The sequence below is a fragment of the Streptomyces herbicida genome (genome assembly GCF_032656585.1).
Taxonomy (GTDB): domain Bacteria; phylum Actinomycetota; class Actinomycetes; order Streptomycetales; family Streptomycetaceae; genus Streptomyces; species Streptomyces herbicida.
On the sequence record NZ_JAUYWJ010000015.1, the window covers coordinates 280488 to 303909 of the forward strand.

A 23422-nucleotide genomic window follows, 5' to 3' on the forward strand; every position below is an offset into this window, starting at 1 on the left:
ACGGGGCTTTTGCCGTAACGCGTCACCCGGCCGGGCCTGAGCGCAGGACAGCCCGGTGGGGTGCGTGATCGGCTGGGTGTGTGCAGCTTCTGCCCGACCCCGTTCGCCGCCTCGCCGCCTGGTGCGCGGTGATCCTGCTCGTCTACGGGGTCGGCTACGTCGGGGTCCGGCTGTGCACCACGTTCCGTACGGCCGTCACGCCCGTGCTGCTCGCGCTGCTCGGCACAGCGCTGCTCGGGCCGCTGCACCGGCGGCTCGTCCGGGCCGGGGTGCACCGCTCGCTGGCTGCCGGGCTCACCTGTGTCGCGGTCGTGGCCGTGATCGGCGGGGCCGTCTACATCGTGGTCGCCGCGCTGATCGACACCGGGGACCAGATCGTCTCCTCGCTGCGGGCCGCCGGGAGGGCCGTCGCCGAGCACTTCGGTGCCGCGGGGACCTCGCTGGACGACCTCGCCGAGAACGCCAAGGACCTGCTGGCCAAGTTCGGCGGGACGGCCGCCTCCAACGTCATCAGCGGGGTCAGCGTGGTCGGCGAGAGCATCGCCATGGCCGTACTGGCCCTGCTGCTCGTCTTCTTCTTCCTGCGTGACTCCCACCGGGCGGCCGAGAGCCTGCGGTCCCTCGCCCCGCACGGCACAGGCGACACCCTGGAGGCCATGGCACGGCGGGCCTTCGCGGCCGTCGAGGGATTCATGCGCGGCACCACCGTCATCGCGCTCATCGACGCCACCTGCATCACCGTCGGACTGCTGATCCTGCAGGTGCCGGGCGCGCCCGGCCTTGGCGCGCTCGTCTTCGTCGGCGCCTACATCCCCTACCTCGGCGCCTTCCTCTCCGGCGCGGTGGCCGTGCTGGTCGCGCTCGCCGACCGGGGGTTCGTGATCGCGCTGTGGGCGCTCGGGGTCGTCGTCGCCGTGCAGGTGCTGGAGGGTCATGTGCTCCAGCCGATGATCCAGAGCCGGACCGTGCAGATGCATCCCGCGGTGGTGATGCTGGCGATCACGGCCGGGGCGTCCGTCGCGGGCATCGTCGGGATGCTGCTCGCCGTACCGCTCACCGCGGCCGCCTTCGGGGTCGTACACGAACTGCGGAGCCGGTACGCCACCCCCTGATCACCGCTTCTCGTGCAGCTCGAACCAGATGCTCTTCCCCTCGCCCCGCGGATCCACCCCCCATGCGTCCGCGAGCAGCTCCATCAGCACCAGGCCGCGCCCGGAGGAGGCGAGTTCCCCGGGACTTCGCTTGTGCGGGAGGTCGTCGCCGGGGTCGGTGACCTCGACCCGCAGCCGTCGCTCGCCCGTCTCGCCGGTGACCTCGGCGAGCAGCAGGGCGTCGGCGTCGGTGTGCACGAGGACGTTGGTGAGCATCTCCGACACCAGCAGCGCCGCGGTGTCCACCTGCTCGTCGGAGGTCCAGTCGTGCAGCAGACCGCGCACATGCTGGCGGGCCTCGGCGATCCGCTCCGGCTCGTCCTGCGCCACCGACAGCAGGGTGCGCCGGACCGAGGGTCCGACGAGCATCGTGGCGCCGTAGCCGTCGCCCTCCCCCGGCCTGCCCAGCAGCAGTACGGCTATGTCGTCCTCGCGACGGTCGGCCAGCGGCCCCGGGGTCTGGTGCGAGGACGGTCCGTGCACCGCCTGGACCAGGGCGTCCGCGAGTGACTCCAGGCTGCCCTCGTGGTCCTCCAGGATGGCGCGGAGGCGGTGCCAGCCGCTCTCCAGGTCATGACCGCCGGTCTCGATCAGACCGTCGGTGCAGATCATCATGGTCTCGCCGGGCTGCAGCGCGAACCGCGTCGTCGGATAGTCGGCGTCCGGGTCGATGCCCAGCGGCAGACCGCCCGCCGTCGGCCGCATCATCACCGTGCCGTCCGCCATGCGGATCGCCGGGTCCGGGTGTCCGGCGCGGGCGATCTCCAGGACGCCGGACCCCGGGTCGACCTCCACATAGAGGCAGGTGGCGAAGCGCGGGTCGGCGTCGTCGCAGGCGCCCTCGGTGATGCCGTGCAGAAAGCGGGAGGCCCGGGAGAGGACGGCGTCGGGGCGGTGGCCCTCGGAGGCATAGGCGCGCAGGGCGATCCGCAGCTGGCCCATCAGCCCGGCGGCCCGCACGTCATGCCCCTGGACGTCGCCGATGACCAGCGCGAACCTGCCTCCACCGGACTTCGTCCGGGAGGTGCCCCCGGGCAGCGGGATCATGTCGTACCAGTCGCCGCCGACCTGGAGCCCGCCGCCGGTGGGGATGTAGCGGGCGGCCACGCCCATGCCGGGGATCTCGGGGCCCAGCGTGGGCAGCATGGAGCGCTGCAGCCCGTCGGTCAGTTCGCGCTGGGACTCGGCGGCCCCGGCCCGGGACAGGGCCTGGGCGAGCATGCGGGCCACCGTCGTGAGCACCGACCGCTCGTCCGGGGTGAAGGCGACCGGATAGGCGAAGGCCGCCAGCCAGGCGCCCATCGTGCGGCCGGCCGCCGTCAGCGGCAGGAATGCCCAGGACTGTCTGCCGAAGTGCCGGGCGAGCGGCCAGGTCACCGGGTAGCGGGTCTTGTACTGCTCGGGCGAGGACAGATAGACCGCGCGGCCGGTCCGGACCACCTCGGCGGCCGGGTAGTCCGTCTCCAGCGGCATGTCGGTGAAGGGAGCCTCGTCGCCGGGCTGATGCCCGTGATGCCCGATGACCGTCAGCCGGTCGCCCTGCACCCCGAAGACGGCCAGCCCGTCCGGAGAGAACCCCGGCATCGACAGCCCCGCCGCGACCCGCAGCACCTCCGAAGTGGACCGTGCCTCGGCCAGCGCACGGCCCGCGTCCAGCAGGAAGGCCTCCCGGGAGCGGCGCCAGTCACCGGTGACGGGGGTCTGTGCCGCGGTGCCCGGCGTCGGTTCGGTGACCTCCTGCAGGGTGCCCGTCACCCGGTACACGCGCTCCTTGCGGTCGTACACCGGTCTGAAACGGCTGCGTACCGTGCGCACGATCCGGCCCTGGTCGTCCATGATCCGCAGCCGTACCTCGGCCAGTGTGCCCTCGTCGGAGGCGAGCCGGATGATGCTGGTGTTCTCGTTCCAGTCGACGGGGTGGAAGCGTGCCCGGGCCTGGGCCTGGGTGAGGGTGGTCGTTTCGCCGGGCAGTCCGAGCAGCCGAGCGGTCTCTGTGTCGATCATGACCAGCCCGGTGGCGGTGTTCCAGTGCCACACCCCGGTCGCGAGGGAGGAGAGGACATCCCCGACGGCGGGCAGGGGCTCGCCAGTGCGCATTGCCCCACTTTAAGAAGATGCGATCGAAGAGTGCCACTGCTCCCCAGCCCGGTAATGGTGGGAGGCGATCTTCGGGTGCCCGGTACGCTGGTCTGTGTTTCACGTGAAACAACCTGAAGCACTGCCCCACACAGCCCCCGATCCGCGAAGACTGGATGAACGACGATGCATCGGTACAGGTCCCACACCTGCGGCGAGCTCCGCGCCTCTGACGTCGAGACCGACGTCCGGCTGAGTGGCTGGCTGCACAATCGGCGCGACCTGGGCGGCATCCTCTTCATCGATCTGCGCGACCACTACGGCATCACGCAGCTCGTTGCCCGGCCCGGCACGGCCGCGTACGAGGCCCTGGACAAGCTGTCCAAGGAGACCGTGGTCCGCGCCGACGGCAAGGTCGTCTCGCGAGGCGCCGAGAACGTGAACCCGGACCTGCCGACGGGTGAGATCGAGATCGAGGTCGGCGAGGTCGAGGTGCTCGGCGCCGCCGCCCCGCTCCCCTTCACGATCAACGCCGAGGACGGGGTCAACGAGGAGCGGCGCCTGGAGTACCGCTTCCTTGACCTGCGCCGCGAGCGCATGCACCGCAACATCATGCTGCGTACGGCGGTGATCTCCGCGATCCGCCACAAGATGACCGCGCTCGGCTTCAACGAGATGGCGACGCCGATCCTGTCCGCCACCTCCCCCGAGGGCGCCCGTGACTTCGTGGTCCCCTCTCGTCTGCACCCGGGCAAGTTCTACGCCCTGCCGCAGGCCCCGCAGCAGTTCAAGCAGCTGCTGATGATCTCCGGCTTCGACCGCTACTTCCAGATCGCGCCCTGCTTCCGTGACGAGGACGCCCGCGCGGACCGCTCGCCGGGCGAGTTCTACCAGCTCGACATCGAGATGTCCTTCGTCGAGCAGGAGGACGTCTTCCAGCCGGTCGAGAAGCTCATGACGGAGCTCTTCGAGGAGTTCGGCAACGGCCGCCACGTCACCTCCCCCTTCCCGCGGATCCCGTTCCGCGAGGCGATGCTGAAGTACGGCTCCGACAAGCCGGACCTGCGGGCCCAGCTGGAGCTCGTCGACATCACCGACATCTTCGAGGGCTCGGAGTTCAAGGCCTTCGCGGGCAAGCACGTGCGCGCGCTGCCGGTCCCGGCCGTCCAGGACCAGCCCCGCAAGTTCTTCGACCAGCTCGGTGACTTCGCGGTCTCGCTCGGCGCAAAGGGCCTGGCCTGGGTCCGCGTCGCCGAGGACGGCTCGCTGACCGGCCCGATCGCGAAGTTCCTGACGGAGGAGAACGTCAAGGTCCTCACCGAGCGCCTCGGGCTGGAGGCCGGCCACGCCGTCTTCTTCGGCGCGGGCGAGTTCGACGAGGTCTCGAAGATCATGGGCGCGGTGCGGGTCGAGGCCGCCAAGCGGGCCGGCCACTTCGAGGAGGGTGTCTTCCGCTTCTGCTGGATCGTCGACTTCCCGATGTACGAGAAGGACGAGGACACCGGCGCGATCGACTTCTCGCACAACCCGTTCTCCATGCCGCAGGGCGGCCTGGAGGCCCTGGAGACCCAGGACCCGCTGGACATCCTGGGCTGGCAGTACGACATCGTCTGCAACGGCGTCGAGCTGTCCTCCGGTGCCATCCGGAACCACGAGCCGGAGATCATGCTCAAGGCCTTCGAGATCGCGGGCTACGACCGGGAGACCGTCGAGGAGAAGTTCGCGGGCATGCTCCGCGCCTTCCGCTTCGGCGCCCCGCCGCACGGCGGCATCGCGCCGGGCGTCGACCGCATCGTCATGCTGCTGGCCGATGAGCCGAACATCCGCGAGACCATCGCCTTCCCGCTCAACGGCAACGCCCAGGACCTGATGATGGGCGCGCCGACGGAGCTGGAGGAGGCGCGGCTGAAGGAACTGCACCTGTCGGTGCGGAAGCCGCAGCCGAAGTAAGCGGCAGGGCACTTCCGAGGGGCTGGAGACCGACGCCGGTTTCCAGCCCTTCGCCGTACGGCGGTCAGATCACCCAGAGCAGGCCGTTGCCGCCCACCAGCGTGCCGTTCTGCTGCTCGGCCAGCTTCCCCGGCGGGGCATACACATAGCCGCCGCTCAGGCCGCTCACGCGGGAGGTGGCGGCGGCCTGGTCCGGCGCGGAGTCGCCGTTGAAGTCGCCGAGGGAGACGCTCTCGAAGGTCGTGCCCCCCAAGTCGTAGTTCTCCGACCGGGAACCGAACCTGCCGGTGCGGCTGAACCCACGGCGGCCTCCTGAAGCTCCGCTACCACCGGACGACATCGCGAAGGGCGTCCGGGGCTCCATCACGGTGGCCGTGGACCCGACGGCGACCCACGACGGCCAGGACGCGCCCCGGCCCAGCGCGTCGGCGACGTCGTCGGCTTCGTAGTTCCGGAGGAGGGGGCGTCCACGGATCAGTCGTCCGGAGACGCCCCCTCCTCCAGCAGCCGCTCGGCGATGTCCGTCGACCAGGTCTGGGCCCAGGCGCGCAGGCCGGTGATCTCGTCGTCCTCCAGGCCGTACGCCGTGAAGGCCGTGTCCGGGTAGTAGTCCGTGCCCTCCAGGCGGGTCTGGAGGGTGGGGAGGTCGAACTCGTCGCGGACGTGCCGGCGGGCCAGCTCCTCCAGGCCGGGCAGGGAGAACAGGTCCGCCGCCGCCCGCGCGTCGATCAGGTCGACCGCCAGGCCCCGGTCGTAGAGGGCACGGATCTTCGTGCCCACCGCGTCCTCCAGGCTGAGCGTCGGACCGTACGGCGTCAGGACGGGAGGGCTCCAGAAGGTTTCCTTGTGGAGGGCGAGGAGACAAGCGGAGCCGGTCGGCGGGTCCGTGACCGACAGGTGGGCGGAGAGGGGCGCCAGATCCTGGAGGGTTACCTCACGTCCCCGGGAGACGAGCGCGTCGTGGAGCGCGCCCACGATCCGCTCCATCGGCTCGGCGCTCTCCGTCGCGAAGTCCACGTTCGCGTGCGGGCGTTCGAGCAGGCCGTGGGCCTGGAGGGCGTATCCGCCGGCCAGCGCCAGGGGAGCGGCCACGGCGAGGACGTCGGTGAGGAGGCGGAGGTGGGGTTCGGGAAGGTTCACTCGCTGGCCCGGGAGGTGTGCGGTTGTACCGGCTGGAGCCTAGCGGGAGGGTGCGGTGGCTGATCGCCGACGGGGCCGTACGGCCCTGCGGGAAACAGTCGCGCCATGCCTGTTTCAGAACCCCAGGTAAGTGATCTTCGGCGGGCACGGTGCGGGCGGCTTCCTCAGCACCGAAGGCGTACTCCCAAGAGCGTGGGCCGCACCGGAGCGTGGTCCGTCGTGCTCCGGTGCGGATGCGGAGAGTTCGAGCTCGACCCAGACCGTTTTTCGTGGAGTGGGACCGAATTCGACGCCCCAGCGGTCGGCGAGGGCCTCTACGACGCTTCTCGGAATCTTTCGCGGCGGCTGTCACACGTGCGGGTTCGCGGCCGTCAGAGGGATGTCCGGTGCTGATTCGGAACGGAGCTTCTCATGCGTATCGCCCATGTCGTCGTCACCGTCCTCGCCGCTGTGATGGCCGGCTTCTCGGGCACCGTCCTGCTGCTGCGGGCCCAGTGGATCGTCAAGGCGCTCGAGGACTACCGGGTGCCAAGGGCATGGTGGACCTGGCTCGGGCTGGCCAAGGCCGCCGGGGCCGTGGGGCTGCTGGTCGGGCTGTTCGTGCCGGCGGTCGGAGTCGCGGCGGGGGCGGGGCTGGTGCTCTACTTCGCCGGGGCCGCCGTCACCGTGGCCCGGGCGCGCTGGTACTCGCACATCCCGTTCCCGCTCGTCTACGCCGCCCCGGTCATCGGTGCGCTCGCCCTCGGTGCCGCGGTCTGAGCCGGCCGGGCGGTGTCACTCGCCCGGCTTCTCCGCCAGGCGCGGGAAGAGGGCCGCGCCCTTGGTCACCGTCGAGCCGGCCGGGAGCCTGCCCCATTCTCCGGCCTGCTGGATCCGCTGGTCCGACAGGGCGCCCAGGGAGGGCTCCGCGCCCAGGGAGTCCCAGAGCTTCCCGGAGGTCTCCGGCATGACCGGGGCGAGGAGGACGGCGACGCCGCGCAGCGACTCCGCCGCCGTGTAGAGGATGGTGGCCAGGCGGGCACGGCCCTCGGCCGAGCCGTCCTTGGCCACCTTCCACGGCTCCTGCTCCGTGAGATAGCCGTTGACCTGCTTGACGAGGTCGAAGACGGCCAGGATGCCGCCCTGGAAGTCCAGTTCGTCGCCGATGCGGCGGTCGGACTCGGCGGCCGCCCTCGCGAGGCCCTCGTGGACTGCCCGCTCGGCCGCGCCGTCCGCCGTGGCCTCGGGCAGCGTGCCGTCGAAGTACTTGCCGACCATGGCCGCAACGCGGGAGGCGAGGTTGCCGTAGTCGTTCGCCAGCTCGCTCGTGTACCGGGCGGAGAGGTCCTCCCAGGAGAAGGAGCCGTCCTGGCCGAAGGCGATGGCGCGCAGGAAGTACCAGCGGTACGCGTCCACCCCGAAGTGGGACGTGAGGTCCTGCGGCTCGATGCCGGTCAGGTTGGACTTCGACATCTTCTCGCCGCCGACCATCAGCCAGCCGTTCGCCGCGATCCGGGCGGGCAGCGGCAGCCCCTGCGCCATCAGCATCGCCGGCCAGATGACCGCGTGGAAGCGGAGGATGTCCTTGCCGACCATGTGCACATCGGCCGGGAAGGTCGACTCGAACTTCTCCTGGTTCTCGTTGTAGCCGACCGCCGTGGCGTAGTTCAGGAGCGCGTCGACCCACACGTAGATCACGTGCTTGTCGTCCCACGGGACCGGGACGCCCCAGTCGAAGGTCGAGCGGGAAATGGAGAGGTCCTGCAGACCGGCCCGGACGAAGTTCACGACCTCGTTGCGGGCGGACTCGGGCTGGATGAAGCCGGGGTGGGCCTCGTAGTGGGCGAGGAGCCTGTCGCCGTACTCGCTCAGGCGGAAGAAGTAGTTCTCCTCGCTGAGGATCTCCACCGGCTTGCGGTGGATCGGGCACAGCTTCCGGCCCGCGAACTCGCCCTCGCCGTCGATCAGTTCGCCCGGGAGCTTGTACTCCTCGCAGCCCACGCAGTACGGCCCCTCGTAACCGCCCTTGTAGATCTCGCCCTTGTCGTACAGGTCCTGCACGAACTCCTGGACACGGTCGGTGTGGCGCTTCTGCGTGGTGCGGATGAAGTCGTCGTTGGCGATCTCCAGGTGCTCCCAGAGGGGCTGCCAGGACTCCGTGACCAGCCGGTCCGCCCACGCCTTGGGGGTCGTGCCGTTCGCCTCGGCCGTGCGCAGGACCTTCTGGCCGTGCTCGTCGGTGCCGGTGAGGAACCAGACGCGCTCGCCGCGCCCGCGGTGCCAGCGGGCGAGCACGTCCGCCGCGACCGTGGTGTAGGCATGGCCGAGGTGCGGCGCGTCGTTGACGTAGTAGATCGGGGTGGTGACGTAGTACGACGACGGGTTCCGGGTCGTCACGGCGTCATCCCTCCTGGCCGCCGAAGCGCTCCTTGTACGTCTCCAGGTCCTCGTCCGTGAGCTTGGCGAACAGCACCGGCGGGACCGTGAAGGGCGTGCCGGCCGGGACGGAGGAGAGGGACTTCGCCTCGTTCGCCGAGACCCACACGGCCGAGTCGTCCTTCAGGTCGAACGCCGCGCGCATGGTGGCCGCCGAGCTCGGGATGAGGGGCTCCGAGACCACCGCGTACAGGTGGATCAGGTTCATGGCCGTGCGCAGGGTGAGGGCCGCGCCGTCCTTGTCGGTCTTGATCTCCAGCCAGGGGGCCTTCTCCTCCAGGTAGGAGTTGCCGGCCGACCACAGGGCGCGCAGCGCGGCGGCGGCCTTGCGGAACTGGAGGGACTCCATGTGCTCCTCGTACTCCGCGAGGAGACGCGCGATCTCCTCGCCGAGCTTCGCCTCCGCCTCGCCCGGCTCGCCGCCCGCGGGGACGTCGTCGCCGAAGCGCTTGCGGGAGAAGGACAGGACGCGGTTGACGAAGTTGCCGAGGGTGTCGGCGAGGTCCTTGTTGACCGTGGCGGTGAAGTGCTCCCACGTGAAGGAGGAGTCGTCGGACTCCGGGGCGTTGGCGATGAGGAAGTAGCGCCAGTAGTCGGCCGGGAGGATCTCCAGGGCCTGGTCGGTGAAGACGCCGCGCTTCTGGGACGTGGAGAACTTTCCGCCGTAGTACGTCAGCCAGTTGAAGGCCTTGACGTAGTCGACCTTCTTCCACGGCTCGCGGACGCCCAGCTCGGTGGCCGGGAACATCACCGTGTGGAAGGGGACGTTGTCCTTCGCCATGAACTGCGTGTAGCGGACGTCCGTGTCGACCTCGTACCACCAGGACTTCCAGTCGCGGTTGCCCGGGTCCTGGTCGGACCACTCCTTGGTCGCGCCGAGGTACTCGATCGGGGCGTCGAACCAGACGTAGAAGACCTTGCCCTCGGCGGCCAGCTCCGGCCAGGTGTCGGCCGGGACCGGGACGCCCCAGTCCAGGTCACGGGTGATCGCGCGGTCGTGCAGGCCCTCGGTCAGCCACTTGTGGGCGATGGAGGACGCCAGCTGCGGCCAGTCGTTGTCGTGGCGGGCGACCCACTCCATGACCTCGTGCTGGAGCTTCGACTGGAGCAGGAAGAGGTGCTTGGTCTCGCGGACCTCCAGGTCCGTGGAGCCGGAGATCGCCGAGCGCGGGTTGATCAGGTCCGTCGGGTCGAGGACGCGGGTGCAGTTCTCGCACTGGTCGCCGCGAGCCTTGTCGTAGCCGCAGTGGGGGCAGGTGCCCTCGACGTAGCGGTCCGGGAGGAAGCGGCCGTCGGCGGGCGAGTACACCTGGCGGATGGCGCGCTCTTCGATGAAGCCGTTCTCGTTGAGGCGGCGGGCGAAGTGCTGGGTGATCTCGACGTTCTCAGGGGACGAGCTGCGGCCGAAGTAGTCGAAGGCCAGCGCGAAGCCGTCGTAGACCGCCTTCTGGGCGTCGTGCGCCTGGGCGCAGAACTCGGCGACCGAGAGGCCGGCCTCCTTCGCGGCCAGCTCGGCGGGGGTGCCGTGCTCGTCCGTCGCGCAGATGTACAGGACGTCGTGGCCGCGCTGGCGGAGGTACCGGGAGTACACGTCCGCCGGGAGCATGGACCCCACCATGTTGCCCAGGTGCTTGATCCCGTTGATGTACGGAAGGGCGCTGGTGATGAGGTGTCGAGCCATCGGGGGCTGCTCCCAGGTCGCGGTCGCTATGTGTACGAACCTTGAAATCGTAGCCGACATGTGTATGCCGCCCGCCTCCCGTTTTACGGGATGAGAAGCGGGCGGCACGGGATGGGTGTGGCTGTTCGGTTACGGGGGGTTACAGGTGCTTACGGGCGCCAGTTCGCCAGTACGCCCTCGTACAGCTCCGTGTCCGTGAGCTCGCGGGGGGTCGGGCCCGCGTGGAAGAACGACGTGTTCTCGGTCTTCAGCTTGCGGAGGTAGTCGAAGGCCTTGTTGTCGTGCTCACCGAAGGCGACGAAGGAGAAGAACACGGAGGGATGGTTCTTCGCGGCGTCCGTGAGGGACTGGGTGGCGGGGGTCTTGGCGTCGGGGGCGCCGTCCGTCTGGAAGACGACCAGGGCGGGAGCCGCGGCGTCGTGTTCCTTCTTGTGATGGGCGAGTACGGCTTCCACGGCGGCGTGGTAGCTGGTACGACCCATGCGGCCGAGGCCGGCGTGGACCTCGTCGATCTTGTTCTCGTGGGTGGCGAGGGTGAGGTCGGTCGTGCCGTCCACTTCCGTGGAGAAGAAGACGACGTGGACCGTGGCCTCGGGGTCGAGGTGGGCGGCGAGGGCGAGGGTCTGCTCGGCGATGGCCTGGGCGGAGCCGTCCTTGTAGTACGGGCGCATGGAGGCGGAGCGGTCGAGAACGAGGTAGAGCTTCGCTCGGGTGCCGGTGAGGTTGGTCTTCTTGAGGGTGGCTGTGGCTGCCTTGTAGGCGGTGGCCAGGCCGGGGGCGCGGGACTTGAGGCGGGCGAGGGTGATGGCGGGCGCGGCCGCCTCGGCTTCGCCTTCGGCCGGTTCGTTCCCACCCGCACCGCCCGTGCGGGTTTCGTCCTCGGGTGCGGGTGGCCCCTGTGGGGCGTCCTCGCCGCCGGCGGCCGCGGGTGCGCTCGCCGCGCCGGCCACGGCCTCGGCTTCGCCTTCGGCCGGTTCGTTCCCACCCGCACCGCCCGTGCGGGTTTCGTCCTCGGGTGCGGGTGGCCCCTGTGGGGCGTCCTCGCCGTCGGCGGCCGCGGGTGCGCTCGCCGCGCCGGCGACCGGTTCCGGCTCCGAGACCTCGGCCACCGGCTCAGGCTCGGGCTCCACGACAGGTTCCACCTCGGCGACCGGCTCGGGCTCCACGACGGGCTCGGCCTCGGCGATGGGCTCGGGGGTGGTCTCCGCGGTCGGCTCCGGCTCGACGGCGGCCTCGGGCTCCGGCTCGGCGGCTACCACCGGCTCCGGCTCCACGTCGGGTTCCACCTCAGCGACCGGCTCGCCCGCAGCCTCGGGCTCCGGCTCAGCCTCGACCTCGGCCACGGGCTCCGGCTCCGGCTCGACCTCGGCCACCGGCTCGGCCTCGGGCTCGACCGCAGCCTCGGGCTCCGGCTCAGCCTCGACCTCCACCACCGGCTCGGGCTCGACCTCAGCCACGGGCTCAAGCTCCGGCTCAGCCTCAGCCACCGGCTCAGCCGTCGGCTCCAGTGGTGCTTCCGTCGGGTCCGCCTGCTTGGGGACCGTGATGTTGTCGAACGCCGCCGAGACCAAATCGTGCTCGTCCGAGGCGGACGTGCGGGGCTCGGGGACGTGCGGGGTGGAGGGTGTGACCTGCGGTTCCTGCTCCTGCGAAGGAACTCGATCCGCACCCTCTGCCTCGGCGGTACGCGTCTTGCGTGACCGGCCGAATGCGTTCCGCAGGAGAGTGAGAATGCCCATGTGCGCAACCCTTCGCGTGAGTTGGTTCCGTCAATCCCTGGCCAGGACGGACACGTAAGGTTAGCCCCCCTTGGGGGTGATCTTGGGGAGGGTCAGGTTTGCGCTGAGGGCCCCCGCTCCCCCGGGTTGCCGACCGGCGCCGAGACCTGCGGCCCGATCGTGCAGGAGCGCCGGGTGCTCGTCGCGGTGCAGCACCCGGGCGAGATCGACGGCGCGTCGGTGGAGAAGCCGGCGAGCACCTGGCCGGACGGGCCCGGGAAGATCGTCCGCTCGGCCGTGGTCGCCGTGTGGCGTGCGGACGGCGAGGACATCGGGGGGGCTGAGACCCCTCGCGTCAGTGCGGTGACGCGATCGCCCTGGCCGCCGCCACTTCCTGGCGCAGCGGTTCCAGGACGCTGTCCGCCGGGCCGGTGAGGTCCGTGCGGACGGCGACCAGGGTGTCCGCCCGACGCACGCCCTCGGACAACTCCCGCAGCTGCAGCGAGACTTGACTGATCTCGCCGGACGACGGCGGCTTCGCTCCGTGTTTCACACGGACGCGGGCCGCCGTCGTCGCGTCGACGATGCGTTCCACGGCGACGACCAGCGGCCACCAGGCGGCGGCCCGGCGGCCGGTCGGCGGGGGCTCGGTCAGGGCGCGCTGGAACTCCGTGCGGATCACGGAGAGATCGCGGTAGAGACGGCGGCGCATACGGGCGCGCGCGGCGGGGGCCGTGCCCTCCCCGAAGGCCGACTCGACGTAGCGCGCGGTGTCGGCGACGGCGTTCGCCAGGCGGTCGCCGACCCGGGTGTGCCAGCTCTCCGGCCACAGCAGATAGCCGGCGATCAGCGCGATCGCGCAGCCCAGGAGGGAGTCAAGGAGCCGGGGCAGCAGGAGCGCGGTCCCCAGGTGGTTCAGGATGTCCGACAGGAGCAGGATCACCGGGGTGATGGCGGCCGTCTGGTAGCCGTAGCCGCGCGGGGCCAGGGCCGGGATCAGCGGCGCCAGGACCATCATCGTCGGTACGTCCCACCAGCCCCTCGGCACCTCCGAGAGGATCGCCGCCGCCACGACCAGACCGGCCACCGTGCCCAGCGCGCGCAGCAGCGCCCGCGAGAAGACCGAGCCGAAGTCTGGCTTGAGGACGAAGGTGATGGTCAGGGCGACCCAGTACGAGCGGGGGACCGGGATGATCGACACCAGGGCCTGGGCGATCCCGATGCACAGGGCGAGGCGCAGGCCGTAGCGCCAGGAGTTGGCGGACAGGATGACGTCGCGGGCGACCCGGGCCGTGCGGCTGTTCAGGGAGGCCCAGCTGTCGTCGATGCCGCGCGGGTCCACGTCGGGGGCGGCGACGACATCGGCGGCGTGCCGCAGGGCGTGGTCGACGGCCCGGCTCGTCTCGGAGGTGGGGGCGGGGAGGGCGAGCCCTATGGGGCCGGTGTAGCCGGTCTCGACGGCCTGGGCGAGATGACGTACGGCCCCGGGGACCTCGGGCGGCAGTGCCCGGCCGGCGAGATGGACCGCCGGGGCCGCCTCCACGACCGGGGTGATCGCGTTCAACTGGGCGAGCAGACGGGTCAGTTCGGGGCTGCGGCCGTGGTGACGGGCGCGGCGGGCCAGGATGAGGTCGTACGACTGGTTCAGGGACTGCGTGACCTCGACGCGGGCCTGCTCGTACCGGTCCGGGTCCCCGCAGGCGGCCAGCAGGCCGGCCACCGTGCGGTAGGCGGCCCCGACCGCCGCCCGCTCCGGCACCCCGGACCGCACCGGCCAGGCGAGCAGGGCGAGCAGAAGGACGAACAGGCCGCCGCCGGTCATCAGCGCCGGGGCCAGCCACCAGTCGCCGGGGAGCGGAAGTCCCGCGCCCACCACGGCATTGAGCAGGAGCAGCAGACCGGACACGGAGGCCACCGCGCCGATCGTCGAGATCATCCCGGAGACCAGCGCGACGCCGGTGACGACGGCGACGGTGAGCCACCCCTGGCCGTGGAAGAGGGCGCCGAGGGTGATGCCCACGGCACCGAAGAGCTGCGGGATCGCGATGTTGAGGATCCGCATGCGGTAGGCGTCGGCGGTGTCGCTGATGACGCCGGACAGGGCGCCCATGGAGGCGAGGGCGCCGTAGGCGGGCTCTCCCGCCGCGAGTCCGACGGCGAGGGGCAGGGCCATGGCGACGGCCGCGCGGGCCATCGCGGGCCAGTTGAGGGGGGCCCGCTGGGTTTGGAGGTTCCGGACCAGCCAGTCGGGAGGGGTCAGGCCGATGGGGAACTCGCGGGACATGCGCCCATTATCGCTGCCTCACCGCGGCCCGCTCCGGGTCATTTCCGCTGGTGGAGTGTGATGTCGACGACCAGCGCGCGGTGGTCGGTGCCGGCCAGGTAAACAAAGCGGGCGTCGGCCGCGGAGAAGTCCCGGGACACCAGGACGTGGTCGATCTGGGCGCCGAGGACCCGGGCGGTGCGGGCGGGCCAGCTGGGGGTGCGGTCGTGCCCGGCGAGGCGGGCGGCGTCGTACAGGCCGGTGTCGAGGATGCGGCGGAAGGCGGCGTGGTCCTGGGAGGCGTTGAAGTCGCCGGCCAGCACGGTCGGGGTGTCGTCGTCGGCCTCGGCGAAGTCGCGCAACCGGCCCAGCTCACTGCGCCAGAGGCCGAGCTGTCCGGGCAACGGGGGCATGGGGTGGGCGAGTTGCAGGCGCACCTGGTGCCCTTGTACGTCGGCGACGGCGCCGGGCATGCCCATCGTGCCGCGGACGCCGTCGGTGCCCTCGAGCGGGAAGCGGCTGAGCAGCAGCGAGCCTTCCGAGCCGCCCGCCGCGACCGCCTGCCGGTGCGGGTAGGTGCCGCCGAAGTCCCGCTCGAGGGTGGCCTGGCAGGTGAACTCGCACTCCTGCACGAACACCACGTCGGGACGCAGCCGCCGGATCTCGGGGGCGAGGGCGCCGGTGGCCCGCCCGAACTCGACGTTCGAGGTCAGCACCCGCAGCCGGGCCAGGGGCGCGCTGGTGGGCTCCGTGGTCTTTCCGTACGGCTCGATGAACCACGCCAGCAGCGCGAGGGCGGTGACCCCCCACACCAGCCCCGGCCACCACCGCGCGAGCAGCGCGCACAGCAGTGCCACACCGGTGGGGACCAGCAGCCACGGCAGGAAGGCCAGCAGCTGCGGCACGGGGGTGACGCCGTCGGTGTCGGCCAGTCGGCAGCCGACGACCGCGCTCACGCCGGCGAGCAGCAGGGCGGCACACCACACGCGGAGCCCTCGCCCCGCCCGCCGGGGGTGGTCGTCCCCGTACTCCCCGTTCGGACCGAACGGCCTTGTCCCGGAACCCCGGACGGGCTGGTAGGTCACGAGCCCGAGGTTACGCCGTCACACCTGCGCGCGGGTGGGAGCCGGGGCGGGTGCCGTCGCGGCCGCGCGCCGGCGTCGTACCAGGCGCACCGCGCGCACGTACCGGGTGAGCCAGGCGGTCAGCGCCACCACCAGGCCGAGGCCCACCAGCAGCCAGGACACGGTGCGCAGGGTGGACGTGAGCGCGTCGTAGACGGCGCCCGCGGCCGCGTGGGGGACGTCGGGGGGCAGGTCGTCGAGGGTGAGACCGCGGCCGACGGCGAGGGCGACGCCGAGCAGGGCGCCGCCCAGGGCCGTGCCCAGCCCGGTGGCGACGATCGCGCGGCGGCGGCGGACGGCGAGGGCGATCCCGGCGACGGCGAAGACGAGGGAGGCGGCGGGGAGCCAGAAGCCGGCGACTTCGAGCACGTGGAAACCCTTCCGGAGCGGGGTCAGTTCGCCCGCCGGGAGCACGGCGACCGCGGTGTGCTCCACGGGGATGCGGGCCGCGAGCGGCACATGGTCCTCGGCGAGTTGCTCCTTGACCTGGGCGGTGACGGGGGCGAGATCGACGAACACGGTGCTTTCGCCCCCGCCGTCCTCGTCGCGCAGTGCCCGCAGGACGGCGTCGTGCGTGGCCCGGTTGCCCGCGTCCCAGGCCAGGCGGAAGGCCCGGGTCTGGGTGAACGAGCGCACCGCGTCGTGCACGAAGGGGCCGACCGTGCCGCGCATCCGGCGGGTGTCGAACCGGTCGTCGACCTCGCGCATGATTCCGGCCCCGACGGTGTCCGCCACGGCGTCCCGCACGTCCGGGTCGGTGGCGAGCGGCGCCATCGTCGTGACGTACCGGCTGGTGTCGGCGAGCGTGTACGCCGCCCAGGCCGCCAGCGCGCCGAACGGCACGAGGAGGCAGGACAGGGCGATCAGCGCCGCCGACAGGGCGCTCCTGAGGCGTGGGGGCACGCCTTCAGGCAAGGGCCTGGGGGCCTGGAGCGCGAGCGGTGCGCCTGCATTCGGGGGCATTTGGGGCAATGAGTCCAACCGAACGGGGGTCGCCCCGACGGTCCCCTCGACGGGTCGGTGACCGCCCGCTCCGGTGGAGGGATCACCCAAACGGGTGTTTCCTGGTGGTGGGGGAGGACGGGCTTCGGCCCGGCACTCGCGTGGACCACCGCCTGGACGCCGTCGAGCACCTGGAGCCTGCTCGGCGGCCGGTGAGGAGGGAACAGGGGAGCGCGTGGGCCCCGGCAGTCCGGCCGGGGCCCACACGTGCCTCACGGATCAGCGGATCCGGTGTCCTTCCGCGTCCTCGTGCGTGTAGTAGCGATAGAACAGCGTGCAGAAGACGACCGCGCCGATCACCAGGCCCAGGATCGCGGACTCCAGCACGGCGTGACCGCGGCCGCTCAGGCTGAACAGGAAGCCGACCGCGATGCCCGCGAAGGCGCCCCACAGCACCGCGTGCAGCTCCCGCGGCAGCCGCGGGGCCAGTGCCTGCACACCCATGTACACGGCGAAGAAGACGATCGCGGTCACGAAGCCGAACAGCAGGTTCCAGCCGGTGATGGGGCCGCCGTAGCGGGTGTTGGCCGCGGCCCAGTACCCGTAGATGAGGCCCAGTACCGCGGGCGTCGCCCACCTCGCGATCGCATGGGTCCGCTCGCTGAAGACGTCGGGCAGTGCGCCGCGCCGGGTCACCGCACCGGTCGCGGGTGCCGCATGAGCCATGAGAGCACTCCTCTCTCTCCTCGCCCCCGCCTTCCAGAGCACACCTGGGGGGACCGCCTGGCAAGTCGGAAAAGGGGTCCGGATGCGACCAGGACCATGCCGTGTTTGGCTGAGGTGCGTGACCGACGACCCAGACCTGCGGCGGCAGCAGCTGCTGCGGATCCGTGGGTGGAGCGTCGCCTGGCTGGCGCCGCTGCTGCTGCTCATCGGGATCGCGGTGATCGACTTCAACACCACCGAGCGGTTCCGGATCATCTCCTGGATCGTCCTGGTGCCCGGTATCGCCGCCGCGATCTGCGGGGTGTGGACCACGGCCGCGTTCGCGTCGATCTCGGTCGTCGTGTACGTCGTGCTGGACAGCACCTGGCCGAACGAGTACCAGGCGGGCCTGCCCGACTTCATCCTGGTCGCCCTCGGCGGTGTGCTGGCCACGCTGGCCTGCGCGATCCGGGTGCGCGGCGAGCAGCGCATGCTGCACATGCGGGACATCGCCGAGACCACCCGCCGTACCGTGCTGCGCCCGCTGCCGCCGGACTGGGCGGGGCTGGAGCACGCGGCGGTCTATCTCTCCGCGGACACCGACGCCCGTGTGGGCGGTGACTTCTACGACATCCAGCCCGGCCCGTACGGCGCCCGCGTCCTCGTCGGGGACGTGCAGGGCAAGGGCCTGGCCGCGGTGGAGGCCGCGGCCGCGCTGCTCGGCACCTTCCGGGAGGCCGCGTACCACGAACCGGATCTGATGACCGTCGCGGCCCGCCTGGAGATCCGTATGCTCCGCCACCGCGGCCACACGACCGCCCTCGGCCACGACGACGGCGACCGCTTCGCCACCGCCGTTCTGCTCGGTTTCTCGGACGACCGGCCCGACACGGTCGAGGTCGTCAACTTCGGCCACGAACCCCCGCTCGCGGTCGGCCGCGAAGGGGTGCACCACCTGCCGCCCGGTGACCGCCTCCCGCTGGGCATGAACGACCTCGTACCCACCGACGGCCGGCCTCCCCCGGCCCATGTCCCGCTCGCCGCCGACGCGACGCTGCTGATCACCACGGACGGCGTGACGGAGGCCCGGGACGGCCACGGCATGTACTACGCCCTCACCGACCAGGTCGCCCGCGCCTTCGCCGCCGACCCGCACGTCGCCGATCCGCGGCGCCTGGTCGGCTATGTGCGCGACGGCGTGCTGCGCCACAGCGGCGGTCACCTGGGCGACGACACCACGATCTTCGCGGTCCGGCGGCTCGAAGGAGCCGCGTTGGGAGGACGATTGCCGTCCTGACACCTCCCTTTGCAGCCGCAGCGGTTACGGTGCTGCCCTGACCGATCACCGGTACCGACGACCGGGGACCGACGACAGGGGGGACGATGCCCGGAACCGTGCTGCTGCTCGCGGCCTCGCCGATGGGCCGTGGGCAACTGGTGGACGCGGCCTCCGTGCTCCCCGTCCTCGCGGCCGTCGCGCCCGCCGTGCTGTCCGGCACGGACACCGCCAACGTGGTCGAACTCGCCGACCCGCTGGAGCCGCAGGCCGTCCTGACCCGGCTGCGCGCCGCCGCGGCCGCCCCCGGTCCGCTGACCGTCTTCGTCACCGGGCAGCTCCAGCTGGACCGCCGTCAGCGCCTGCCCCATCTGGCGCTGGCCCGCACCACCCCGGCAACGGTCCGCTACACGGCCTTCCCCTGGCACTGGATCCGTGAGGAGTTGCGGCTGCGCCCGACCGGTGCGACGACCCTGGTCGTCGATCTGCACGCGGACGCCGAGACCTGGGAGCACCTGACCGCCCGTCCGCTGGACTCCGGCCGCAACAACGCCGTTCACGGTCGCATCGCACCGCCGCCGTCCCGCCGCGATGTCGCGCTGCCGACGTATATGAGGGCGGTGGCGACGATCCTGCGCAGTGGACACCGGCCGCCGCTGGAGCAATTGCACCAGCAGGTGGTCACCCGGCTGGGGGCGGAGGCCGCCACGAACGTCCTGCTGACCGCGCCGGGGCCGCAGAGCGGCGATCCGCACGCGGCCATCGCCGCGGCCGTCGAGGCCGGGCGGCACGCGGAGGCGGACGGGCTCGCCGCGCAGTGGGAGCAGGCCGCGGCGCGCGCGCACGGGCCCGGTTCCGAGGACGCGCTGCACTGGGCCGAAGTCCGCGCGGATCTTGCGATGTTCGCGGGGGACGCGGCGCGCAGCTGCCGTACCTGGCTGACGGTCGCCACCGCCCGGCTGGCCGCCGGACAGGCCGCGGACGCGCCCGCCGTGGAGGCGGCCGTGGACCGGGCGCACCACCAGTGGGGGCGTATCGACGACAGAGCGCGGGCCCGTGAACTCGGGCCCGCGCTCGCGGAGTTGAGGCTCAGGGTGCCGGGGCGGAAGGAGGGTGCGCTGGACCATGTCCAGCAGCACCTGCGTCAGCTCCAGACCCAGTGAAGCCCCGCCGGTACCTCAGCTGGTGAAGGTGAAGTACTTCCAGGCGCCGTGCGTCGTGGAGTTCACGGTGTCACCGGAGCTGCTGTTGAGGTACGAGGAGCGGGCCCGGAAGCGCCAGCCCACGTCCTGGCCGTGGTCGCCGCCCAGCTCCACCTTGGACACGCCGTTGGAGCCCAGCGGGAAGTACTGCGAGCCGGCGTCGTACCAGGTGCCCTGGTAGTACACCTGGAACTGCAGGCGCTGCTTGCGGCCCGGGAAGTACGTCATCGTGGTCGTGAACAGCGGGTTCTTGGACTTGTGGAAGAAGTAGTACGTGTGGCCCCACGTGCTCTTCGTCTTGTACTGCCGGCTCACCGACGTGGACACCTTCACCTTGGCGCCGACCGTGCTGGACACGGACCGCGGCTGGTAGCGGGCGTCGCCCGCGAACTTCGCCGTGACCTTGGTGTCCCGCTTCAGGTCCAGGGTGACCGACAGGTTGCCGCTGGAGTTGACCGTGCCCTTCTTGACCAGCTTGTTGGGCTTGTCCGAGCCGAACGGGTCGGCCCAGATCTCCACGGTGCGGTTCTTGTACGTCGACCCGAGGTGCGCCGTGAACTTCACGTCGGCGCCGTACGAGTACACCTTGCCGTTGTTGCCGATCGTCAGCGCCGGCTTGGCACGGGAGACGTCGACGGTGTCGGAGGCCTTCGCGGCGGCGTGGTCGGCGTCGCCCGTGTACGCCACCGTGTACTTCACCTTTCCGCCGGCCGGCGGGGTGTCGGTGAAGGAGAAGGTGCCGTCGGCCTTGACCGTCACCGGGGTGAGCGCCTTGCCGTTCGGGGACTCCAGGTCGGTGCGGGTGACCGTCAGCCTGGCGCCCGCGGGGAGCGCGATCGCCGAGGTCGCCTTGCCGGTGACGGTGAGCTTCTTGGCGCGCGGGGCCGACGCCGGGGCGTTCACCGTGAGGGTGGTGGCCGCCTTGGCGGGGGCGTCGAACTCGCGCAGCGAGTAGACGCCCTCACTGTTGGAGGTCACCGCGAACAGGCGGGAGGCGTCCGGCGTCCAGGCCAGGCCGGAGTCGGCGAGCAGGTCGGCGCCGCTGGTGTGGCCGGTGTTGGGGAAGTCGTACTGGCGGACCGAGGTGGTCGCGCCGGGCCGGTAGACGTACACGTCCGGCTCGTAGGAGCCGGAGATACCCGCCGCGACCGTTCCGTTGGGCGCGATGGCCACCGAGTTCGGGTAGGCGTCGCTGGCGTACTGGCCGTCCGCCGTGAGGTCGGAGGTCTTGAACACCTGGTGGTAGTAGGGCGCACCGCTGGCCACCACGACGTCCTTGCCGTCGGGGGTGACCTGGAGGTCGCCGAGGTTGCTGCCCGCCTCACGGGTGGACGCCAGCTTCTTGGCGGTGCCCGACGAGACGTCGTAGGAGGCGATTTCGGCCGGGCTCTGGCCGAGGGCGCCCGCGACGAGGGTGTCGGAGCCCGGTGCCGCGTCCAGGAGCGGCGCCGCGTACCAGCTGTTGTCCTGGCCGAGGGTGACCTCGTGCGTCTCGCTCGCGAGGTCGACGGAGCCGATGTTGCCCTCGGCGGCGCCGCCGTAGCCGAACCACAGCTTGCCGCCCGCGAGGGCGACGCTGCGCGGCTTGTCGCCCACCGAGTACCGGGTGGACTCGGTGTCGGTCGCGGTGTCGATGACGGCGATCGCGTCCACGTCCTGCACGGCCGCGTAGAGCGTGCCGGAGTCGGCGGACAGCTCCAGGCCGTCGACGCCGGACAGGTCGGTGGTGAGCTGCTTGACGACGTTGCCGGCGTAGTCGGTGACGACGATCTTGCCGTTGCTCGGGTCGCTGAGGAAGACCTGCTGGTGGACGCCGTCCACCACGATGTCGCCGGACTGCTTGATGGGCAGGATCTTGCCGGTGTCGGCGAACGCGGGCGTGGCGGCCAGCGCCGCCGAGCTGAAGAGGACCGCCAGGGTGGTGGCGGCCGTGAGAGTGCGCATACGCACGCTGATTCGAACCCCCCGGGTACGAATGGAGAAATCGGGCGCCACGGAACACGGCTGTTTTGTGTGGCCCCTGTGTGCCGTGTGTGGCGGATGAGGGAAGACTAGGTGGGGAACACACTAGGTCATGCCACTGACAAAAATGTGAGCGCCCCCGAGACGAGCGTCCGCACGCCCGGTGCCACGGTGGCGAGGTCGGGGGCGAAGCGCGGGCTGTGGTTGCTCGGCACCTGCTGGACCTTCTCCATCAGCTCGTCGCCGGACGCCTGCTCCCACACCTCGGCCGGAGTGGTCGTCACGAACCAGTAGGAGTACGGGATCGAGCCCGCCGCCAGCTGAGGGAAGTCCTCGCTGCCCATCGCCGGACCCGGGTCGAAGACGGTCCCGGCGCCGAAGACCTCGGCGTGCACGGCGGCCACCCGGCGGTCGGTGTCGACGTCGTTGACCGTCACCGGGAACGTGCTGCCGACCGTCACCTCCGGCTCGCGCGGGCAGCCGGCGGCCAGGCACTCGCCCCGCGCGATACGCCGGATCGCGGCGAGCATCCGCTCCCGCACCGCCTCGGACTGGGTGCGCAGATTCAGGGCGATGCGCGCCTCGGACGGGATGATGTTGTGCCGGGTGCCCGCCTCGATACGGCCCACGGTCAGCACGGCCCGCTCACGGGCGGCGAGCTCACGGGAGACGACGGTCTGCAGCCGCGTGACGAGATACGCCGCCGTCACCACCGGGTCCACGGTCGACTCGGGCCGCGAACCGTGTCCGCCCTTGCCGTGCACGACGATGTCGACGTCCGTCGAGGCGGACATGATCAGCCCCGGCGCGTGCGGGTACAGCCCGGCCGGTCCCGGCGCCGCGTGCTGCCCCAGCAGCACATCGGGGCGCGGGAACCGCTCGTACAGCCCGTCCTCGACCATGCGCCGCGCGCCCTGCCCGGTCTCCTCGGCGGGCTGCCCGACCGCCAGCAGCGTGCCCGACCAGGTCTCCCGCCCGGCCGCCAGTGCGGCGGCCGCCCCGGCGAGCCAGGTGACGTGCAGATCGTGCCCGCAGGCGTGCATCAGGCCGTCCGCCCGCGACGCGTACGACAGCCCGGTCTCCTCCTTGACCGGCAGCGCGTCCATGTCGGCGCGCAGCAGCACCACCGGCCCGTCCCCGTTGCGCAGCACCCCGGCGACACCGGTCCCGCCGACCCCCTCGGACGTCTCGAACCCGGCCGCCCGCAGCCGCCCGGCGAGCTTCCCGGCGGTGCGGTGCTCGCGCAGGGACAGTTCGGGGTGCCGGTGCAGATCCCGGTAGAAGCCCTCCAGGTCCGGGACCGGGAGGCCGGCGGTGAGATCCAGCGCGGTACGAGCGGCGGGAGAGGTCACAAGGTCAGCGTAGGCCCCGGGCGGCCGGTCGGCGGCCCGGGGAGACGCGCGCTGTACCAGGATTGGAGCGGCTCTATCGAGCCGTCCCGGCGGTCTGTACGGTCTGTACGGTCTGCTGGCCCGGGTGGGAGTCGGCCGCCCGGGCCGGGCCGGCGTTCGCCGCCGTGATCAGGGCGATCACCGCCACCACGGCGGCGGCCAGGCCCCTGGCGGTGGGGGTCTCCCCGATCGAGCGCATGCGGGAAGGGGGCAGTGCGGAGGGGCGTCCGTAGCGTTCGTGCACGGCAACCTCGCAACAACAGCGACGTGTTAAGCATGCTTAATGCGCGGTTTAACCTCAATACCGGTAACTTAGGGGCAATCTGGTCGTTGTTGTGGTGTGCCAAGAGCAGGTCAACTGAAGTCATCAGGTGGGCGACTGTCGGATCGGGTCGCGGTCGGGGTGCTGACACAGGCGTTTCCTCA

Annotated in this window: 18 protein-coding genes and 1 pseudogene; 6 read left to right on the forward strand and 13 right to left on the reverse strand. The window is 71.4% G+C overall.

Annotation, left to right across the window (positions count from 1 at the left end; genetic code table 11):
• Positions 1-80 precede the first annotated feature (80 nt).
• Complete coding sequence (locus Q8A52_RS30400) at positions 81-1112, forward strand: AI-2E family transporter (protein WP_316757183.1); 1032 nt, start codon at positions 81-83, stop codon at positions 1110-1112.
• Here Q8A52_RS30400 and Q8A52_RS30405 read toward each other — a convergent pair whose 3' ends face one another.
• Entirely contained in the window at positions 1113-3248 is a 2136-nt protein-coding gene (locus tag Q8A52_RS30405) for a SpoIIE family protein phosphatase (protein ID WP_316757185.1), read from the reverse strand. It abuts the gene before it with no gap.
• A 165-nt stretch (positions 3249-3413) separates the two neighbouring features.
• On the opposite strand from Q8A52_RS30405, the gene aspS reads away from it, so the two are divergent.
• A complete protein-coding gene (gene aspS / locus Q8A52_RS30410) occupies positions 3414-5177 on the forward strand; it encodes an aspartate--tRNA ligase (RefSeq protein WP_316757186.1) in 1764 nt (587 codons plus the stop codon).
• Between the two features lie 64 nt (positions 5178-5241).
• On the opposite strand, the gene Q8A52_RS30415 is transcribed toward aspS, so the two are convergent.
• Together Q8A52_RS30415 and Q8A52_RS30420 are read right to left on the reverse strand one after the other, a co-directional pair.
• Entirely contained in the window at positions 5242-5430 is a 189-nt protein-coding gene (locus tag Q8A52_RS30415; protein ID WP_316757188.1) for a hypothetical protein, read from the reverse strand.
• 221 nt (positions 5431-5651) lie between these two features.
• Positions 5652-6317: a hypothetical protein gene (locus Q8A52_RS30420; RefSeq protein ID WP_316757190.1), complete on the reverse strand. Its 666-nt coding sequence runs from the start codon at positions 6315-6317 to the stop codon at positions 5652-5654.
• 411 nt (positions 6318-6728) lie between these two features.
• Here Q8A52_RS30420 and Q8A52_RS30425 point away from each other — a divergent pair, with 411 nt between their 5' ends.
• Positions 6729-7076, forward strand: a complete 348-nt coding sequence (locus Q8A52_RS30425) for a DoxX family protein (protein ID WP_316757192.1) — start codon at positions 6729-6731, stop codon at positions 7074-7076.
• Positions 7077-7091: 15 nt separating this feature from the next.
• On the opposite strand, the gene metG (Q8A52_RS30430) is transcribed toward Q8A52_RS30425, so the two are convergent.
• The 3 genes from metG (Q8A52_RS30430) to Q8A52_RS30440 form a co-directional block, all read right to left on the reverse strand.
• Positions 7092-8693, reverse strand: a complete 1602-nt coding sequence (metG, locus tag Q8A52_RS30430) for a methionine--tRNA ligase (protein ID WP_316757194.1) — start codon at positions 8691-8693, stop codon at positions 7092-7094.
• Between the two features lie 4 nt (positions 8694-8697).
• Positions 8698-10413 (reverse strand): methionine--tRNA ligase, encoded by a 1716-nt coding sequence (gene metG / locus Q8A52_RS30435; protein ID WP_316757196.1) that lies wholly within the window; start codon positions 10411-10413, stop codon positions 8698-8700.
• 149 nt (positions 10414-10562) lie between these two features.
• Positions 10563-12152, reverse strand: coding sequence for a VWA domain-containing protein (locus tag Q8A52_RS30440; protein WP_316757198.1), 1590 nt, complete (start codon positions 12150-12152; stop codon positions 10563-10565).
• Positions 12153-12278: 126 nt separating this feature from the next.
• On the opposite strand from Q8A52_RS30440, the pseudogene Q8A52_RS30445 reads away from it, so the two are divergent.
• Positions 12279-12467, forward strand: a pseudogene (locus Q8A52_RS30445) (hypothetical protein); the annotation flags it as partial.
• Positions 12468-12486: 19 nt separating this feature from the next.
• Here Q8A52_RS30445 and Q8A52_RS30450 read toward each other — a convergent pair.
• The 4 genes from Q8A52_RS30450 to Q8A52_RS30465 all read right to left on the reverse strand — a co-directional run bounded on the left by Q8A52_RS30450 (position 12487) and on the right by Q8A52_RS30465 (position 17186).
• Positions 12487-14415: an FUSC family protein gene (locus tag Q8A52_RS30450; protein WP_316757199.1), complete on the reverse strand. Its 1929-nt coding sequence runs from the start codon at positions 14413-14415 to the stop codon at positions 12487-12489.
• Positions 14416-14453: 38 nt separating this feature from the next.
• A complete protein-coding gene (locus tag Q8A52_RS30455; protein WP_316757238.1) occupies positions 14454-15380 on the reverse strand; it encodes an endonuclease/exonuclease/phosphatase family protein in 927 nt (308 codons plus the stop codon).
• Between the two features lie 117 nt (positions 15381-15497).
• Entirely contained in the window at positions 15498-16421 is a 924-nt protein-coding gene (locus Q8A52_RS30460) for a hypothetical protein (RefSeq protein ID WP_316757201.1), read from the reverse strand.
• Positions 16422-16739: 318 nt separating this feature from the next.
• Positions 16740-17186: a hypothetical protein gene (locus tag Q8A52_RS30465; RefSeq protein WP_316757202.1), complete on the reverse strand. Its 447-nt coding sequence runs from the start codon at positions 17184-17186 to the stop codon at positions 16740-16742.
• Between the two features lie 82 nt (positions 17187-17268).
• Between Q8A52_RS30465 and Q8A52_RS30470 the strand changes: the two genes are divergently transcribed.
• Together Q8A52_RS30470 and Q8A52_RS30475 are read left to right on the forward strand one after the other, a co-directional pair.
• Complete coding sequence (locus Q8A52_RS30470) at positions 17269-18462, forward strand: PP2C family protein-serine/threonine phosphatase (RefSeq protein WP_408649275.1); 1194 nt, start codon at positions 17269-17271, stop codon at positions 18460-18462.
• An 86-nt stretch (positions 18463-18548) separates the two neighbouring features.
• Positions 18549-19604, forward strand: coding sequence for a hypothetical protein (locus Q8A52_RS30475; protein WP_316757206.1), 1056 nt, complete (start codon positions 18549-18551; stop codon positions 19602-19604).
• Positions 19605-19619: 15 nt separating this feature from the next.
• Here Q8A52_RS30475 and Q8A52_RS30480 read toward each other — a convergent pair whose 3' ends face one another.
• From Q8A52_RS30480 to Q8A52_RS30490, 3 genes are all read right to left on the reverse strand, one after another.
• The gene (locus Q8A52_RS30480) at positions 19620-21587 is read right to left on the reverse strand and encodes a YncE family protein (protein WP_408649276.1); all 1968 of its coding nucleotides are present in this window, start codon (positions 21585-21587) and stop codon (positions 19620-19622) included.
• A gap of 128 nt (positions 21588-21715) precedes the next feature.
• Complete coding sequence (locus Q8A52_RS30485; protein WP_316757210.1) at positions 21716-22957, reverse strand: amidohydrolase; 1242 nt, start codon at positions 22955-22957, stop codon at positions 21716-21718.
• 73 nt (positions 22958-23030) lie between these two features.
• Positions 23031-23195, reverse strand: a complete 165-nt coding sequence (locus Q8A52_RS30490; RefSeq protein WP_316757211.1) for a hypothetical protein — start codon at positions 23193-23195, stop codon at positions 23031-23033.
• Between the last annotated feature and the right edge of the window lie 227 nt (positions 23196-23422).

Coding starts and splice junctions, on each gene's coding strand:
- Q8A52_RS30405 (WP_316757185.1), bottom strand. CDS start 3,248: ATGCGCACTGGCGAGCCCCTGCCCGCCGTCGGGGATGTCCTCTCCTCC.
- aspS (WP_316757186.1), top strand. CDS start 3,414: ATGCATCGGTACAGGTCCCACACCTGCGGCGAGCTCCGCGCCTCTGAC.
- Q8A52_RS30425 (WP_316757192.1), top strand. CDS start 6,729: ATGCGTATCGCCCATGTCGTCGTCACCGTCCTCGCCGCTGTGATGGCC.
- metG (WP_316757196.1), bottom strand. CDS start 10,413: ATGGCTCGACACCTCATCACCAGCGCCCTTCCGTACATCAACGGGATC.
- Q8A52_RS30440 (WP_316757198.1), bottom strand. CDS start 12,152: ATGGGCATTCTCACTCTCCTGCGGAACGCATTCGGCCGGTCACGCAAG.
- Q8A52_RS30450 (WP_316757199.1), bottom strand. CDS start 14,415: ATGTCCCGCGAGTTCCCCATCGGCCTGACCCCTCCCGACTGGCTGGTC.
- Q8A52_RS30465 (WP_316757202.1), bottom strand. CDS start 17,186: ATGGCTCATGCGGCACCCGCGACCGGTGCGGTGACCCGGCGCGGCGCA.
- Q8A52_RS30470 (WP_408649275.1), top strand. CDS start 17,269: ATGCGACCAGGACCATGCCGTGTTTGGCTGAGGTGCGTGACCGACGAC.
- Q8A52_RS30475 (WP_316757206.1), top strand. CDS start 18,549: ATGCCCGGAACCGTGCTGCTGCTCGCGGCCTCGCCGATGGGCCGTGGG.
- Q8A52_RS30480 (WP_408649276.1), bottom strand. CDS start 21,587: ATGCGCACTCTCACGGCCGCCACCACCCTGGCGGTCCTCTTCAGCTCG.
- Q8A52_RS30490 (WP_316757211.1), bottom strand. CDS start 23,195: ATGCGCTCGATCGGGGAGACCCCCACCGCCAGGGGCCTGGCCGCCGCC.